General features: G+C 60.6%; 16 protein-coding genes. 8 read left to right on the top strand and 8 right to left on the bottom strand.

All coding sequences use genetic code 11. From position 1 onward, the window contains the following. Positions 1-93 precede the first annotated feature (93 nt). The gene (tauA, locus tag JFT66_RS08660) at positions 94-1080 is read left to right on the top strand and encodes a taurine ABC transporter substrate-binding protein (RefSeq protein WP_198859109.1); all 987 of its coding nucleotides are present in this window, start codon (positions 94-96) and stop codon (positions 1078-1080) included. A 69-nt stretch (positions 1081-1149) separates the two neighbouring features. Here the strand turns inward: tauA and argA are convergent, their stop codons facing one another. Both argA and argE read right to left on the bottom strand, forming a co-directional pair. Continuing rightward, entirely contained in the window at positions 1150-2448 is a 1299-nt protein-coding gene (argA, locus tag JFT66_RS08665; RefSeq protein WP_034116318.1) for an amino-acid N-acetyltransferase, read from the bottom strand. Positions 2449-2581: 133 nt separating this feature from the next. Then, positions 2582-3730, bottom strand: coding sequence for an acetylornithine deacetylase (gene argE, locus JFT66_RS08670; RefSeq protein WP_198859110.1), 1149 nt, complete (start codon positions 3728-3730; stop codon positions 2582-2584). A 158-nt stretch (positions 3731-3888) separates the two neighbouring features. Between argE and JFT66_RS08675 the strand changes: the two genes are divergently transcribed. Then, positions 3889-5256 carry a CYTH domain-containing protein gene (locus JFT66_RS08675; RefSeq protein WP_153837403.1) on the top strand — a complete coding sequence of 456 codons (1368 nt, stop codon included), beginning with the start codon at positions 3889-3891 and terminating at the stop codon, positions 5254-5256. 99 nt (positions 5257-5355) lie between these two features. Here JFT66_RS08675 and JFT66_RS08680 read toward each other — a convergent pair whose 3' ends face one another. Further along, positions 5356-5826, bottom strand: coding sequence for an Lrp/AsnC family transcriptional regulator (locus JFT66_RS08680; protein WP_003195279.1), 471 nt, complete (start codon positions 5824-5826; stop codon positions 5356-5358). A 127-nt stretch (positions 5827-5953) separates the two neighbouring features. Between JFT66_RS08680 and JFT66_RS08685 the strand changes: the two genes are divergently transcribed. From JFT66_RS08685 to JFT66_RS08710, 6 genes are all read left to right on the top strand, one after another. After that, on the top strand, positions 5954-6292 hold the full coding sequence (locus JFT66_RS08685) for a hypothetical protein (RefSeq protein ID WP_034116321.1): 339 nt from the start codon (positions 5954-5956) through the stop codon (positions 6290-6292). Positions 6293-6376: 84 nt separating this feature from the next. After that, entirely contained in the window at positions 6377-8071 is a 1695-nt protein-coding gene (locus JFT66_RS08690) for a GspE/PulE family protein (protein WP_034116322.1), read from the top strand. Positions 8072-8147: 76 nt separating this feature from the next. Next, positions 8148-9068: an SPFH domain-containing protein gene (locus JFT66_RS08695; protein WP_003195285.1), complete on the top strand. Its 921-nt coding sequence runs from the start codon at positions 8148-8150 to the stop codon at positions 9066-9068. 10 nt (positions 9069-9078) lie between these two features. Beyond that, complete coding sequence (locus JFT66_RS08700) at positions 9079-9525, top strand: NfeD family protein (protein ID WP_034116323.1); 447 nt, start codon at positions 9079-9081, stop codon at positions 9523-9525. 68 nt (positions 9526-9593) lie between these two features. Then, positions 9594-9908: a DUF2388 domain-containing protein gene (locus tag JFT66_RS08705; RefSeq protein ID WP_034116324.1), complete on the top strand. Its 315-nt coding sequence runs from the start codon at positions 9594-9596 to the stop codon at positions 9906-9908. A 161-nt stretch (positions 9909-10069) separates the two neighbouring features. After that, complete coding sequence (locus JFT66_RS08710) at positions 10070-11212, top strand: DegT/DnrJ/EryC1/StrS family aminotransferase (protein ID WP_034116325.1); 1143 nt, start codon at positions 10070-10072, stop codon at positions 11210-11212. A gap of 45 nt (positions 11213-11257) precedes the next feature. Here JFT66_RS08710 and gcvH read toward each other — a convergent pair whose 3' ends face one another. From gcvH to JFT66_RS08735, 5 genes are all read right to left on the bottom strand, one after another. Further along, a complete protein-coding gene (gene gcvH / locus JFT66_RS08715; protein WP_153837399.1) occupies positions 11258-11641 on the bottom strand; it encodes a glycine cleavage system protein GcvH in 384 nt (127 codons plus the stop codon). Positions 11642-11693: 52 nt separating this feature from the next. Beyond that, the gene (gcvT, locus tag JFT66_RS08720) at positions 11694-12776 is read right to left on the bottom strand and encodes a glycine cleavage system aminomethyltransferase GcvT (RefSeq protein WP_034116327.1); all 1083 of its coding nucleotides are present in this window, start codon (positions 12774-12776) and stop codon (positions 11694-11696) included. A gap of 156 nt (positions 12777-12932) precedes the next feature. Then, positions 12933-14549, bottom strand: a complete 1617-nt coding sequence (locus JFT66_RS08725; RefSeq protein ID WP_198859111.1) for an ABC transporter permease — start codon at positions 14547-14549, stop codon at positions 12933-12935. Between the two features lie 162 nt (positions 14550-14711). Further along, on the bottom strand, positions 14712-15716 hold the full coding sequence (locus JFT66_RS08730) for an extracellular solute-binding protein (RefSeq protein ID WP_198859112.1): 1005 nt from the start codon (positions 15714-15716) through the stop codon (positions 14712-14714). A 159-nt stretch (positions 15717-15875) separates the two neighbouring features. After that, positions 15876-17093, bottom strand: a complete 1218-nt coding sequence (locus JFT66_RS08735; protein WP_198859119.1) for a 2-octaprenyl-3-methyl-6-methoxy-1,4-benzoquinol hydroxylase — start codon at positions 17091-17093, stop codon at positions 15876-15878. Positions 17094-17112: the final 19 nt, after the last annotated feature.

Below are 17112 nucleotides of genomic sequence, written 5' to 3' on the forward strand. Positions count from 1 at the left end.
ATTCCTAAAGGGTATTTACCAGTGCTTTTTTAGATCGTTTAGTGTGCCCGCAAGGTTACATACGTCACTCACGATCAAAAAGGCGACGCCATCATGGCCAAACGCACATCCTCCCGTCAATTTGTTACAGTTTTTGTATCGCTAATACTTTCTTTTGGTGTCAATGCGGCCGATCTAACCGTCGGCTATCAAACCGGCATCGACCCCAGCAAAGTCCCCCAGGCCGACGGTCTGTACGAAAAAACCATTGGCGAGAAAATTGCCTGGCGCCGGTTCAACAGCGGGCCGGAGGTGGTCACGGCCATCGCTTCGGGTGATGTACAAATCGGCAACCTCGGCTCCAGCCCGCTTGCAGCGGCGGCTTCGCGCAATCTACCGATCGTGGCGTTTATCGTATCGGCACAGATCAACGCTTCTGAAGCCTTGGTGGTGCGTAATGGCAGTGGCATCGACAAGCCCGAAGACCTGATCGGCAAAACCATCGCCACGCCATTCGTCTCAACCTCCCATTACAGCCTGCTCGGCGCGCTCAAGCATTGGGGGCTGAACACCCAGCAGGTCAAGGTGGTTAACCTGCAACCGGCCGAGATCGCCGCCGCCTGGAAACGCGGCGATATCGACGGTGCCTTCGTGTGGTCACCGGCTTTGGGCGAAATCCACAAGACCGGCAAAACCCTGACAGATGCGGCGCAGGTGGGCCAGTGGGGTGCACCGACGTTTGAAGTGTGGGTAGCGCGCAAGGATTTCGCGGAAAAACATCCTGACGTAGTGGCCAAGTTTGCCAAGGTCACCCTGGACGCCTTTGCTGACTATGCCGCCCATAAAGACAGCTGGACGGTGGACTCCGAGCCGGTGCAGAAAATCGCTAAATTGACAGGCTCCAACGCCGACGATATTCCAGAGCTATTGGCCGGTACGACGTTTCCGGATGCACAAGCGCAGCAAACCGAGGCGCTGCTTAAAGGCGGCACGGCGAAGGCGATTGGGGAGACGGCGAAGTTCTTGAAAGAGCAGGGCAAGGTGGAGACAGTGTTGCCTGACTATTCGGCGTATGTGACCGACAAATTTATCCAAGACTGAACACCATCAAATGTGGGAGGGAGCAAGCCCCCTCCCACATTTGGATATGTATTGTTTGCTGGGTCGGGTTTACAACGCTTTCTCGAAAATTTTCGAATTACGCTGATAGTTGTACAGCGAGGCCCGTGCCGACGGCAGGCGATCCACGCTGCTCGGCACAAACCCACGCTCCCGGAACCAGTGCGCGGTGCGGGTGGTGAGCACGAACAACGTCTTCAACCCTTGAGCCCGCGCCCGAGTCTCAATGCGTTCCAGCAGTTCATCACCGCGCCCGCCGTGGCGATACTCCGGGTTCACTGCCAGGCACGCCAACTCACCTGCATCCGAATCCGCGATCTGATACAGCGCCGCGCAAGCGATGATCATGCCCTCGCGTTCGACCACGCTGAACTGTTCGATCTCACGTTCCAGCACTTCCCGCGAACGGCGTACCAGAATGCCTTGCTCTTCCAGCGGGCTGATCAGGTCGAGCAAACCGCCGACGTCTTCAATCGCCGCTTCGCGCACCAATTCGAATTGTTCCTGGGCCACCAGCGTACCGCCGCCGTCCCGGGTGAACAGTTCGGTGAGCAAGGCGCCGTCTTCGGCGTAGCTGACGATATGGCTGCGCCCTACTCCACCCCGGCAGGCTTGCGCGGCGGCATCGAGCAGCTCGGCTTGATAGTTGCTGCCCAGGCGTTGCAGGTGCGCAGGCACTTGCTGCGGGCGCAACTCTCGCACCAGGCGACCGTTTTCATCGATCAGGCCCAGGTCGGCACCAAACAACAGCAACTTGTCGGCGCCCAGGTCAATGGCAGCGCGGGTGGCGACGTCTTCACAGGCCAGGTTGAAGATTTCACCGGTGGGCGAATAACCCAACGGCGACAGCAGCACGATGGAGCGTTCGTCCAACAGGCGGTTGATGCCCTTGCGATCGACGCGGCGCACTTCGCCGGTGTGGTGGTAGTCCACGCCCTCAAGTACACCGATCGGACGCGCGGTCACCAGGTTGCCGCTGGCCACCCGCAGGCGCGAGCCTTGCATCGGTGACGAGGCCATGTCCATGGACAGGCGCGCTTCAATGGCGATACGCAGGTGGCCCACCGCGTCGATCACACACTCCAGCGTCGCGGCATCGGTGATGCGCAAGCCTTCGTGGTAAGCCGGGGTCAGGCCGCGTGCCTGCAGGCGGGTTTCAATCTGTGGGCGCGAACCATGTACCAGCACCAGCCGCACACCCAGGCTATGGAGCAGCACCAGGTCGTGGACGATATTGCCGAAGTTCGGGTGTTCCACACCGTCGCCGGGCAGCATGACCACAAAGGTGCAGTCGCGGTGGGCGTTGATGTAGGGCGAAGCGTGACGAAGCCAATTGACGTATTCGGGCATGGAACCTGGGCCTGTAATAAAAAGCAGCCGAAAAAGGATGAGTCGAAAAAACGCACAGCGGGCTGATGGTTATCGTCGGAACAGGCTTGGCGACACGCTCGCTCTCCTTATGTACGAATGGGCAGGGGTTAATTTATGCAGGTTTCAGGCAGTAGTGTTCGATCAGTTCCCGCAATAGAAGCACTGTAGGCGTCAAGCGTGACATTTCGAGGTACTCGCCCGGCTGATGGGCGCAGGCAATATCGCCGGGGCCAAGCACCAGGGTTTCACAACCAAGGCGCTGAAGATAAGGCGCTTCGGTGCCGAACGCTACTGCTTCGGCACGATGACCGGTCAATCGTTCCGCCACCCGCACCAACTCAGCGTCTTCGGGCTGCTCGAAAGGCGGGACTTCGGGGAACAATGGCGCGTAATCGATCTTGACCTTGTGGCGCTCGGCCAGGGGTTCGAGCTTCTGCCGAATAGCCGCACGCAGCACCTCGGGATCCATGCCCGGCAAAGGTCGCAGATCGAACTCCAGTGAACACTGGCCGCAGATGCGGTTAGGGTTGTCGCCGCCGTGGATGCAGCCGAAGTTCATGGTCGGCTGCGGCACGCTGAATTGTGGGTTGCGGTACTCGCGCTGCCAGGCCAGACGCAGGCCGCGCAGTTCGCCGATGGCATCGTGCATGGCTTCAAGGGCGCTGTGGCCCAGGCTGGGGTCCGACGAGTGACCGCTGCGGCCGAGGATATCGATGCGCTCCATCATCACGCCTTTGTGCAGGCGAATCGGCTTGAGGCCCGTCGGCTCGCCGATCACCGCCGCCCGGCCCAGCGGGCGCCCGGCCTCGGCCAGCGCACGGGCACCGGACATGGAGCTTTCCTCGTCACAGGTGGCGAGGACCAGCAGCGGTTGCTTGAACGGCTGGTCCAGCAGCGGCAACACAGCTTCTATGATCAGGGCGAAAAAGCCCTTCATGTCGCAACTGCCCAGTCCTACCCAGCGGCCGTCGACTTCCGTCAGCTTGAGCGGATCGGTCTTCCACAGCGCCGCGTCATAAGGAACGGTATCGCTATGGCCCGCCAGCACCAAACCACCGGGGCCGCTGCCGAAGCTGGCCAACAGGTTGAACTTGCCAGGGCTGACTTGCTGGATATCGATAGCAAAGCCCAGGTCACCCAGCCAAGCGGCGAGCAAATCGATCACCGGGCGGTTGGTCTGGTCGAGAGACGCTTGGGTACAACTCACCGACGGTGCGGCGATCAAGGCGGCGAACTGCTCTTTCATGGACGGTAACGGCATGCGCGGTCTCCCAACTTCCCGGATGAACCTCACTATAGAGGCATCTGCACGACACAATAAACCGTTGCGGCACGTTGCCGGGCTCAGTCCTGTACACTGCACGACCTTGGCAGCCACACTTTTCCCCGGCTGCGCTCCCGATCCTGGATTTTCCGGCCATGCAGAAAGAAACCGAAATCAAGCTCCGCGTCAGCCGCGAAACACTCGCCGCGCTGCGTGAGCACCCGCTACTGAAAAAACGCAACAAAAGTGGCTGGGAACGCCGTGAGTTGATGAACCAGTACTTCGACACCCCCGAGCGTGACCTGGCCCAGGCCAAAGTTGCCCTGCGCCTGCGCAAGGACGGTGACGACATTATCCAGACCCTCAAGACCCGTGGCCAAAGCGTCGCCGGCTTGTCGGAACGCAACGAGTACAACTGGGAACTGCCCAAAGCCAAGCTCGACGTGAAGAAACTAGACGGCGAATGCTGGCCTGAGCAACTGGCCGAGCTGGACAAGAAAACCCTCAAGCCGATCTTCACCACCGATTTCGTCCGCGAGCGCGCCGAAATCGCCTGGGGCCGCGGCAAAGCCAAGGTGGTGATCGAAGCCGCCCTGGACCTGGGCCATGTAGTGGTCGGCAAGCAGAAGGAAGAAATCTGCGAGCTGGAACTGGAGCTGCGCGAAGGCGAACCGGCTGCCCTGCTGGAACTGGCCGCCGAGCTGGCCGCGACCCTGGCGCTGATGCCCTGTGATATCAGCAAGGCCGAGCGTGGCTACCGCCTGTACGACGCCAGCAGCTACTCCCTGAGCCTGCCCGCCCCGCAGATCCACGCAGAAATGCCATTGGACGATGCCTTCGCTGCGATCATGTGGCACCTGCTGGGCAGCAGCCAGCGCCTGGCCGAACAATACCGTTTCAACGGCCACTGGCGCCTGCTGCAGGACTGGGTCGAAAACCTCGGCGAGCTGCGTGCCCTGATCGGCAGCCTCGGCCAGGCCGCACCGCGTCAATCCACCAGCGAGCTGCGCAGCGCGCTGGATGCACTGCTGGAAGACTGGCGCCCGCTGGTCCAGGCCGGTGACGACGATGAAGACATTCGCAAAGCCGCGCCGGAGCAGTTCGTCGAAGAGCTGCAAGACGTGCGTTGGGGCCTGTTCTCACTGAACACCTCGCGCTGGCTGCTGGCCCGTACCTGGACCGCCGAGCGCAACGTGCGCGGCAACCGCCAGGGCGCTGCGCAAATCACCAACTGGCTGCCGCGCCTGCTGGCCGACGACGCCGTAGCCCTGCAACTGTCGCGCTACCAGCAACAGCCGGAAGACCTGGCCGAGCAACTGCCGCGCATCGAACGCATCCAGGCCTGGCTGCACCATGCGCGTCACGTGGTGGATATTCCCGAGCTGGACCGCTTGTACGGCGAGCTGAACAAGCTGGCGCACCTGGCTAACCAGCCGATTACCGATGAGTCGCTGGATGCGCGTATGCATCAGGCGATTGCGGTGTATCAGAATCGGGCCTGGAAGACGCTTCTGCGCCTGTAATATCGCCATCGGGAGCAAGCTCCCTCCCACAGGGGAATGCGTTCCAATGTGGGAGGGGCGGTGCGACGATTCGACTTGCCCCCGATGAGGCCCTTCCTGTCAGCGCAATACTGGCAGGCTGGTGGTGGACTTGATCTCGGACAACGCCACAATCGAGTTGACCTCCTGGATCCCCGGCACCATCGACAACTTCTCGAAGAAAAACCGCTCATACGCCTCGATATCCGAGGTGACGATGCGCAACAGAAAATCCACCGCCCCCATCAGCACATAACACTCCAACACTTCCGGGAACCCGCGAATCGCTTCGGTGAACTCGGTGAAGTTGGAGCGACCATGGGCGTTGAGTTTGACCTCGGCGAAAATCTGCGTGTTGAGCCCGATTTTCTTGCGGTCCAGCAGGGTGACCTGGCCACGGATCACGCCCTCTTCCTTGAGCCGCTGAATGCGCCGCCAACACGGTGACTGTGATAGGCCAACCTGCTCGGCGATCTGTGCGCTGGAGAGCGAGGCATCCTCTTGCAGCAGGGCCAGGATGCGGCGGTCGTAGGCGTCCAACTCACTGTGCATAGAAATACCTGCTGATAGGCTTATTTTGAATTGATTGATTCGAATAATCGCAAAATCAGCTCATCATAGATAAGAAATCTCCCGAGTCGAATGTAAAAATTTCTCCAGTCAAATCTGGAGAGTCAGCATGCATGTCGTTGAAACCGCCCACCCTGTCACCCGCGCCGATGCGTGGGCCGTCACCAGCGCCCACTGCCAGGCGCACTATCGCATCGTCGCCGAAGCTGAGCCGGACGTGCTGTGCCGGGTGCTGAACTATTTCGCGCTGCAATCGCTGACACCTGCCCAGGTCAGTGCGAGCCGGGACGCCGACCTGATGAACATCGATATCGTGATGCATGGCCTGAGCTGGCACCGCGCCCAAGTGATCGGTGAAAAGATTCGAAACCTGATCAGCGTATGCGACCTGGAGCTTTGGCCAGCTGATTCCGAGCGGCTTCAAGCGCTGGCGGCAACCGCGGGGTAACAGCCTGTAAAACACACGGGGAGGAGGATTTTCAGAGGCTGGCTAGCCTGGGATTACACCTCCCAGCTTCCCAGGAAACCCTGCATGTCCGTCGCCTCCCACGATCACCCCTTGGAACTGCATCAGTTGTTGCCGGCGTTAATCGAGCAAGGGTTGATCACGGCGCAGGCGGCGCAGAAAATTTCGGCAGCACCCTGCAACCAACATCCCTTGGAGTGCATCGCGGCCGAAGGCCCTTGCCTTGAGACCTTGACCCAATGGCTGGCCCGACATGCCGGCCAGACTTACTTGCGCATCGACCCGTTGAAAATCGATGTGGCGGCAGTGGTGCCGTTGATGTCTCATGCCTTCGCCCAGCGCCACGGCATCCTTGCAGTGGCGGTAGATGCGCAGAGTGTCACGGTCGCCAGCGCCCAGCCCCATGTCAGCGCCTGGGAAGCCGGGCTCTCCCAAGTGCTCAAGCGCTCGATCAGGCGCGTGGTTGCCAACCCCCGGGATATCCAGCGCTGCATCAACGAGTTTTACCGGCTGGCCAAGTCAGTCCGTAGCGCCGATCAAAAGATGACGACACCCGGCAACGTCGAACTGCTCAGCCTCGGCGCCAGCGACAAGGAACCGGATGCCAATGACGCGCATATCGTCAACATCGTCGACTGGCTGTTGCAATACGCCTTTGCCCAACGGGCCAGCGACATACACATTGAACCCAGCGGCGACCAGGGCCGGGTGCGCTTTCGCATCGATGGGCTGTTGCAGGACGTGTATCAATTCCCGCCTCAGGTCACCACGGCAGTGGTCAGTCGTTTGAAAAGCCTCGGGCGAATGAATGTGGCCGAGAAACGCAAACCCCAGGACGGCCGAGTCAAGACCAGGAACCCGACAGGCGTCGAGGTGGAGCTGCGCCTTTCGACCCTGCCGACGGCGTTTGGCGAAAAGCTGGTGATGCGGATTTTTGACCCACAGGTGCTGCTCAAGGATTTTGACCAGTTGGGGTTGTCGAGCGCTGACCAGCAACGCTGGCACGCCATGACCCGGCAAGCCAATGGCATCATCCTGGTCACAGGCCCGACCGGCTCGGGCAAGACCAGCACCCTCTACACCACCCTCAAGCAACTGGCGACCCGTGAGGTCAACCTGTGTACGGTGGAAGATCCGATTGAAATGGTCGAGCCGGCTTTTAATCAGATGCAGGTCCAACACAACATTGATCTCACATTTGCCAGCGGCATCCGCGCCCTGCTGCGCCAGGACCCGGACATCATCATGATCGGCGAAATCCGTGACCAGGAAACCGCAGAGATGGCGATCCAGGCCGCGTTGACCGGGCACCTGGTGCTATCGACCCTGCATACCAACGATGCGCCCAGCGCTATCAGCCGACTGCAGGAGTTGGGCATTGCTCATTATTTGATCAAGGCTACGCTCATAGGGGTCATGGCCCAGCGCCTGGTGCGAGTCCTGTGCACCCACTGCAAGCGCCCGGCGGAGGTGGAAAGCGTTGGCGGCTACGAAGCCGTCGGCTGTGTGGAATGTCGTGACAGCGGTTATCGGGGCCGGGCCGGGCTCTACGAAATAATGGTATTGGACCCAGCGCTCAAGGCGCTGGTCACCCCCGACGCAGACGTACAGGCGCTGCGCCGTGGGGCGCTGGCACAAGGCATGAACAACCTGCGTATGGCCGGCATCGATAAAGTGAAGGCCGGCCTGACCACGATGACGGAGGTAATGCGAGTCACGCCTGGGGATTCAGAAACAAATGCTTTGTTTGTTGGGCAGTGAAACCGTCTTTATTCGTGACCAGACCGTTACAATCGGACTAACGTCGTTCACTGACACCTTCAGATAGGGAATCGCTATGCAGATCGGAACCGTACTGCTTCTTTTCGTGGGCTTGGCCATCGCCATCCTGTTCATGGGTTTTAAAGTGGTGCCCCAAGGCTACCAGTGGACCGTCGAACGCTTCGGCCGCTACACCAACACCCTCAAGCCCGGCCTGAACATCATCATCCCGGTCATGGACCGTATTGGTCGCAAGATCAACGTGATGGAAAGCGTACTGGATATCCCGCCCCAGGAAGTTATCACCGCCGACAACGCCACCGTGCAGATCGATGCCGTGTGCTTCTTCCAGGTGGTCAACACCGCCCAGGCCGCCTACGAGGTCAACAACCTCGAACACGCCATTCGCAACCTGCTGCAAACCAATATCCGTACGGTACTCGGCTCGATGGAACTGGACGCCATGCTGAGCCAGCGAGACGGCATTAACGAAAAGCTGCTGCGCACCGTGGATGAAGCCACTGCGCCGTGGGGCATCAAGATCACCCGTATCGAGATCAAGGACATCAGCCCGCCCGCCGACCTGATGGCCGCCATGTCTGGCCAGATGAAAGCCGAGCGGATCAAGCGTGCACAGATCCTCGAAGCCGAGGGCCTGCGGGCGTCGGCGATCCTGACGGCCGAAGGCAAGAAGCAGGCGCAGATCCTCGAAGCCGAAGGTAGCCGCCAGGCTGCGTTCCTGGAATCCGAAGCGCGTGAGCGTCAGGCCGAAGCCGAAGCCCGGGCGACACAAGTAGTGTCCGAAGCCATCGCGTCGGGCAACGTGCAGGCGGTCAATTACTTCGTCGCGCAAAAATACATCGATGCCCTGGGCAAGCTGGCGTCGGCCAACAACAGCAAAGTCATCCTGATGCCGCTGGAAGCCAGCCAGGTGATTGGCGCCGTGGGCGGTATCGGCGAGATCGTCAAGGCGACTTTCGGCAACCAGAAAGGCTGAGGCCATCACCATGTGGGATTTCCTGCTGCATTTGTCGTTCTGGGATTGGTTGGCGCTGGGCACCGTGCTGTTGATACTCGAGGTGTTCGGTGCCGGCGGCTACCTGCTGTGGATGGGCATCGCCGCTGCTGCCGTGGGCGTAATCAAGTTCCTGGTGCCGCCGCTCGGGCTGGAATGGCAACTGCTGCTGTTTGCCGTGTTGTCGATACTGACCGCCGTGTACTGGTGGAAACGCCAACGCAGCAGCGGTAAAACCAGCGATCAACCGGGCTTGAACGAGCGTGGTACAGAGCTGGTCGGGCGCACCTTCGTGGTGCATCAGGCGATTGTGGAAGGCCGGGGCAAGGTCAAAGTCGGCGATGGGGTATGGATGGTCACCGGTGCCGACACACCCGCAGGCGCTCAAGTGCGCGTGATTGGCCTGGAGGGAGTGATTTTAAAAGTTGAAACTGTTTAGTCAGTCATGGAACTCGACTGACTTAACTACAATCAAAACGTACAGATAACCCACCGGAGTCACCCATCATGCGTCTCAAATATGCTGTCGCCACCCTCGCTGTGCTTTCCCTTCCTGTCGGTTCAGCCATGGCCGACAGTTTCTGGCGCAATGTCATCTCGTCGGGCGCCACCACCGGCTCGACGTACCTGACGTTCAAAGACCACAAGCTGGTCGTTGCCGCCCAGGATGACGCTGGCAGCTTCGTTGCCAGCGACGGCGGCATTCGCGGCCCATACCTGGAAGCCGCCATGCAGAAAGTCCGCGCCGACAACCCTGGCCTCAAGGCCACGGACATGGAACTGGCTAACGCCATCCTCGCGAAGAATGCCGTCGCCGAATAACCAAGCCCGATAAAAAATGCCGCTTTTTCAAGCGGCATTTTTTTGCCTGCAACCTGACGAATCGTTCACGCGCGACAGGCTATATTCAGTCGAGCCATGCAACCATGCGCTACTGATACCTCTATTACTCATCACCTACCGAAACGGATGCCTTCTTCGTCATGAGCCAGCTGCCCTTCCTGCCGTTTTCCAAACCTACCATCGATGAAGCCACTATCTCGGCAGTCGGCGATGTCCTGCGTTCCGGCTGGATCACCAGCGGGCCTAAGGTGCAGGCATTTGAAGCGCAGTTGTCGGAGTACTTTGGCGGGCGCCCGGTGCGCACCTTCAACTCGGGCACCTGCACCATGGAGATTGCCCTTCGCATCGCCGGTATCGGGCCAGGGGATGAAGTCATCACCACGCCGATTTCCTGGGTTGCAACGGCCAACGTCATTCTCGAGGTGGGCGCCACTCCCGTATTTGCCGATATCGATCCCGTCACCCGTAACATTGACCTGACCCAGGTTGAAGCAGCGATCACTCCGCGTACCAAGGCGATCATCCCGGTTTACCTGGCCGGTTTACCCCTGGATATGCCGATGCTTTACGCGCTGGCCAACAAGTACAACCTGCGTATCGTGGAAGATGCTGCCCAGGCACTGGGGTCCAGTTGGGATGGAGAGCGGATTGGCGCCACCGGCGACTTCGTGTCATTCAGTTTCCAGGCGAACAAGAACATCACTTCGTCCGAAGGTGGCTGCCTGGTGTTGCATAACGCCGAGGAAGCCCGCCTGGCAGAGAAATATCGCCTGCAGGGCGTGACCCGCACCGGTTTCGACGGCCTGGATGTGGACGTATTGGGCGGCAAGTTCAACATGACCGACATTGCCGCAGCCATCGGGCTGGGGCAGTTTGCGCATATCGAGAAGATCACCGCCCACCGCCAGAACCTGGCACGACACTACTTCAAGTGCTTCGGCAGTGATTTTGAAGAACAGTATGGTGCGCAACTGCCGCCGGCAGACTTCGAAAACAGCAACTGGCACCTGTTCCAACTGGTGCTGCCGGAGCGCCAGGATGGCCTGCCGGCCCGAGCGACGTTCATGGAGCAGATGCAGGCCCACGGCGTCGGCATTGGCTATCACTATCCGCCGATCCACCTGCTGAGCCTGTATCGGGCGCAGGGTTTCAAGGAAGGTATGTTCCCGGTGGCGGAGCGTGTTGGGCGTTTGATCGTGTCGTTGCCGATGTTTACGGCGATGACAGAGGCGGATGTGGAGCGGGCTGTGGCGGCGGTTAAAGCGGTATTGAAAGCAGGCTGATCACACACTGTGGGAGGGGTTGCCCTCTCCCACATTGAAAAGCGTTTACTCGCCGATAGCGGCTTTGTAGCCGGCAGCGTCCAGCAGTTTTTCCAGATCGGCCGGGTTGCTTGGCTTGAGCTTGAAAATCCAGGCGTCGTAAGGGGCTGAGTTCAGTAGCTCCGGCTCGCTGCTCAGGGCTTCGTTGACCTCAATAACTTCGCCAGCAACCGGCGAGTAGATGTCCGAGGCGGCCTTCACCGACTCAACCACACCCGCCTGGCCTTGCGCTTCAAACGTGGCGCCAACTTCAGCCAGCTCAACAAACACCACATCACCCAAAGCTTCCTGTGCATGGTCGGAGATCCCGACTGTCACGGTGCCGTCGGCTTCCAGACGGGCCCATTCGTGACTTTCGGCAAAACGCAGGTCGGCAGGGATATTGCTCATAGTCTGTGTCCTCAAGAAGAAATGTCAGCGGCCATTGGCCTGCCGGAAATAGTTAGATCAAGGTTTTGCCATGGCGCACGAAGGTCGGCTTGACCACTCGAACCGGGTACCACTTACCGCGGATTTCCACTTCGGCCCGGTCGGCAGTCGCCGTCGGCACACGCGCCAAGGCAATGGATTTGCTTAGCGTAGGCGAGAAACTACCACTGGTGATCTCTCCTTCGCCAACATTGGCGATACGAACCACCTGGTGAGCACGTAAAACCCCGCGCTCTTCCAGTACCAGCCCCACCAGTTTGAATTGCACGCCGGCAGTTTTTTCCGCTTCCAGCGCAGTGCGACCGATGAAATTGCGCCCGACAGGCTCCCAGGCAATGCTCCAGGCCATATTGGCCGCCAGGGGCGAAACATCCTGGTGGATATCCTGGCCATACAGGTTCATGCCGGCCTCCAGGCGCAAGGTATCGCGGGCGCCGAGACCAATGGGGGAAATGCCGGCACCCACCAGATCGTTGAAGAAGCCTGGCGCCTGATCGGCAGGCAGGACAATTTCCAGGCCATCTTCACCGGTATAGCCGGTGCGGGCGATAAACCAGTCGCCGTCGGCCTGGCCCTCGAAGGGCTTGAGTTGCTGGATCAGGGTGCCACGGGACTGGGTCACCAGTTCGGCGATTTTCTGCCTGGCATGGGGGCCCTGGATAGCGAGCATGGCCAGCTCGGATCGCTCATGCAGTTGCACCTGATAGTCGCCCAGTTGCGCCTGCATCCAGGCCATGTCCTGGTCGCGGGTGGCGGCGTTGACCACCAGCCGGTAGCCGCTCTCTGTGCGGTAGACGATCATGTCGTCCACCACCCCACCCTGCTCGTTGAGCATGGCGCTGTACAACGCACGGCCGCAGCCGTGCAATCGATCGACATCATTGGCCAGCAAGCGCTGGAGCCATTCCTTGGCCTGAGGGCCGGTGACATCGATTACGGTCATATGAGATACATCGAAGACCCCACAGTCGCGTCGCACCTGATGGTGCTCCTCAACTTGCGAGCCGTAATGCAAAGGCATATCCCAACCGCCAAAATCGACCATTTTCGCGCCGAGGGCGAGATGCAGGTCATACAGAGGCGTACGCTGTCCCATGGGTTTCTCCTTCCGGGCTTGGCGAAGGTGCGCAGGGCTGCCACATGCGCTGAACACCCTGGATTACAAGGCCCGCAGCCACATACAGCAGGTCGATCCGAAAGACGGAGCGCACCGAATGCCGCGCATTGTAGCCTCAAGCCGTAGGACTGGCACCTAACCGATTTGTCGGGCAGAGCGCCGAATCAGCCCGATGACCGGCAACAACCCGACTAGCACCAGGGTCAGCGCCGGCAAAGAAGCCCGCGCCCATTCGCCTTCACTGGTCATTTCAAAGATCCGCACCGCCAGGGTGTCCCAGCCGAACGGGCGCATCAGCAGGGTCGCAGGCATTTCCTTGAGCACATCGACGAACACCAGCAGCGCCGCGCTCAAGGTGCCCGGCAACAATAACGGCAGATACACTTTGCAAAACAGTCGCGGGCCGCTCACTCCAAGGCTGCGTGCAGCTTCGGGCAATGACGGGCGAATGCGTGCCAGGCTGTTTTCCAAAGGCCCGTAGGCCACTGCCAGGAACCGCACCAAATACGCCAGCACCAGCGCTGACAGGCTGCCCAGCAGCAAGGGCTTGCCCGCACCGCCCAGCCAGCCGGACAGTGGCACCACCAGCTCGCGATCCAAGTAGCTGAACGCCAGCATGATCGACACCGCCAGCACCGAACCCGGCAAGGCATAGCCGACATTGGCCAGGCTGATGCCGGAGCGAATCGCCCGAGTCGGCGCCAAGCGGTTGGCAAAGGCCAGTATCAGCGCCACGCTGACGGTAATCAGCGCTGCAATACCGCCCAGGTAGAGGGTGTGGATGATCAGGCCCGTGTAGCGCTCATCCAGGTCGAAGCGACCGCGCTGCCAGAACCAGGCCACCAGTTGCAGCATCGGGATCACAAACGCGCAGGCGAATACCAGGCCGCACCAAGTACTGGCCGCCGCCGCCTTGAACCCGCGCAGGTGGTACAACGCCTTGCCTCGCGGTCGCTCATTGCTCGGCCGGCTGGCCCCGCGGGCGCGCCGTTCGCCATACAGCACCAGCATCACCACCAGCAGCAACAGGCTGGCCAGTTGAGCGGCACTGGAAAGACTGAAAAAGCCGTACCAGGTCTTGTAGATAGCGGTGGTGAAGGTGTCGAAATTGAATACCGAGACGGCGCCGAAATCCGCCAGGGTCTCCATCAAGGCCAGGGCCACGCCGGCACCAATCGCGGGGCGCGCCATCGGCAAGGCCACGCGCCAGAACGCTTGCCAGGGCGACTGCCCCAGCACCCGCGCCGCTTCCATCAAGCCCTTGCCCTGGGCCAGAAACGCCGTGCGCGCCAACAGGTAGACGTAGGGATAGAACACCAGAACCAACACGATGACTACGCCGCTGGTGGAGCGCACCCGCGGTAAACGCAGCCCTGTTCCAAACCAATCGCGCAGCAGGGTTTGCACTGGCCCCGCAAAATCCAGCAGGCCGACGAACACAAAGGCGAGCACGTAGGCCGGAATCGCAAACGGCAACATCAAGGCCCAATCAAGCCAGCGTCGCCCGGGGAACTCGCAGAGGCTGGTCAGCCAGGCCAGGCTGACGCCCAACAGTGTCACACCAAGACCGACGCCGAGTACCAGGGTCAAGGTGTTGCCCAGCAAACGGGGCATCTGGGTATCCCAAAGGTGGGACCAGATCTGTTGATCGATGCTTTGCCAGGACAGCAACAGCACGCTCAGCGGCAGCAGCACCAGGGCGGCGACGGTGAAGACCGGCAGGTACCAGCGGCGTTGGGCGGGGTGGGCCAAGAGCAAACTCTCTGTGAACGGGTTATCTAAAGGTAAGACACAAAACAGTGTGGGAGGGGGCTTGCTCCCGATGGCGGAGTGCCAGTCAATGATGATTAGACTGATACCCCGCTATCGGGAGCAAGCCCCCTCCCACATTTAGATCTGTGGCAATTTACACATTCAGTTCCAGCCAGCGCGATCCATCAGGCGGATGGCTTCAGCCTGGCGCTTGCCCGCCACTTCCACCGGCAAGGTATCGGCTACGAACTTGCCCCAGCTCGCCACTTCCGCCGATGGCGGTACCGCTGGGTTGGCCGGGAACTCCTGGTTCACGTCGGCAAAGATCTTCTGCGCCTCAGGCGTAGTCATCCACTCCACCAGTGCCTTGGCCGCTTCCGGGTGCGGCGCGTGCTTGGTCAGGCCGATACCTGACAGGTTCACATGCACGCCACGGTCGCCCTGGTTCGGCCAGAACAGTTTCACTGCCAGGTCGGGCTTCTGCTTGTGCAGGCGGCCGTAGTAGTAGGTATTGACGATACCCACGTCGCACTGCCCGGCGTTGATAGCCTCCAGCACGGCAATGTCGTCGGAGAACACGTCAGTGGACAGGTTGTTGACCCAACCCTTGACGATCTCTTCGGTCTTGGCCGCGCCATGGGTTTCGATCAACGTGGCGGTCAGCGACTGGTTGTAGACCTTTTTCGCCGTGCGCAGGCACAGGCGTCCTTCCCACTGCTTGTCGGCCAAGGCTTCGTAGGTGGTCAGCTCGCCCGGTTTTACCCGGTCAGTGGAATAGGCGATAGTCCGCGCACGCAGGCTCAAACCGGTCCAGGCATGGGCCGATGAGCGATATTGCAGCGGAATATTCTTGTCGATGACGGCGGAGGTGAAGGGTTGCAGGATGCCCATCTGTTCGGCCTGCCACAGGTTGCCGGCGTCGACGGTGAGCAGCAGGTCGGCGGTGGCGTTCTCGCCCTCGGCCTTGATGCGCTGCATCAGCGGCGCTTCCTTGTCGGTAATGAACTTGACCTGCACGCCGGTCTTCTTGGTGTAGGCGTCGAATACCGGCTTGATCAGTTCGTCGATACGCGAGGAGTAGACCACCACTTCGTCGGCCGCCTGCACGATGGTGCTGCCGAACAAGGTGAGTGCCAGGGCAGTCAGGAGGCGCTTGGGTGCCAACATGGGTGCGGTCTCTCATTTGAAAATTGAGAGCAAATGATAAGGACTCACATTTGGTAACGCTCGGCGGAGGCGTTACCAGATGTTGCATAGCCAGAATATGCGCGAGGGCCAATGGCCTCATCGGGGGCAAGCCCCCTCCCACAGGGATTGCATTTCAGTTCAAGGTTTAGCGAGCTCTGGGAGGTCACCCGTCAAACCCAATGCCTGGCGTACAAACACCGCCTTGGCCTCGGGCATCTGGTCGACGATTTTCAAACCGGCATTACGCAGCCAGCGCAGTGGCAGTTGATCAGCCTGGAACAGGCGTTCAAAGCCTTCCATTGCCGCCATCAACGCCAGGTTGTGCGGCATGCGCCGCCGTTCGTAACGGCTCAGCACCTTCACATCCGCCAGGCGCTCGCCGCGCTCGGTCGCTGCCAGCAATACTTCAGCTAGCACCGCTGCATCGAGGAAGCCCAGGTTCACGCCCTGACCCGCCAGGGGATGAATCACGTGGGCCGCGTCGCCGATCAGCGCCAGCCCTTCAGCCACATAACGTTTGGCATGGCGCTGACGCAAAGGTACGCAGACGCGTGGGTCTGCGCTGACCACAGTGCCCAAGCGCCCTTCAAAGGCCCGCTCCAGTTCCCGGCAGAAGCTTTCATCATCCAGGGCCATCAGGCGTTCGGACTCAGCCGGCGTGGTCGACCAGACGATCGAACACCAATCCTCCTGCCCATCGCGCACCAGCGGCAGGAACGCCAGTGGGCCTGTATCGGTAAAGCGTTGCCACGCCGTGCGCTGGTGCGGCTGGCTGCTGCGCACGCTGGTGACGATGGCGTTATGCAGATAATCCCACTCGCGGGTCGCGGTGCCCGTCAGGCGGCGCACCGCGGAGTTGGCGCCATCGGCGGCTACCACCAGCGGCGCACGCAGCTTGCGGCCATCGGCCAGGGTCAGCAGCCAGTCATCGCCGGAGCGGCGCATCTGCTCCAGGCGCGCATTGGCCAGCAGGCCGAGGTCGCAGTCGTGCAGGCGATCCAGCAAGGCATCCTGTACCACACGGTTTTCGACGATATGCCCGAGCACTTCGGCATGCACGCTGGCCGCCGAGAAGTGGATCTGCCCGGTGCCGCTGCCGTCCCATACTTGCATCTCGCCGTAGGGGCTGGCGCGACGCTCGACGATGCCGTCCCACACGCCCAGGCGTTCAAGAATGCGCTGGCTGGCCGCTGACAAAGCGCTCACCCGCGGTTCAAACGCTGCATTCGGGTCAAACGGCTTGACGCTCAACGGGCTGCCATCGAGCAGTAGCACCTGCAAGCCACTGCCCTGTAACGCCAGCGCCAGGGCGCTTCCGACCATTCCGGCCCCGACAATCAGCACATCTGCGCGCATGTCCATGCTTTAAGCCTTG

Origin of the sequence: Pseudomonas sp. MF6755 (assembly GCF_016405635.1) — a bacterium.
GTDB lineage: Bacteria > Pseudomonadota > Gammaproteobacteria > Pseudomonadales > Pseudomonadaceae > Aquipseudomonas > Aquipseudomonas haemolytica.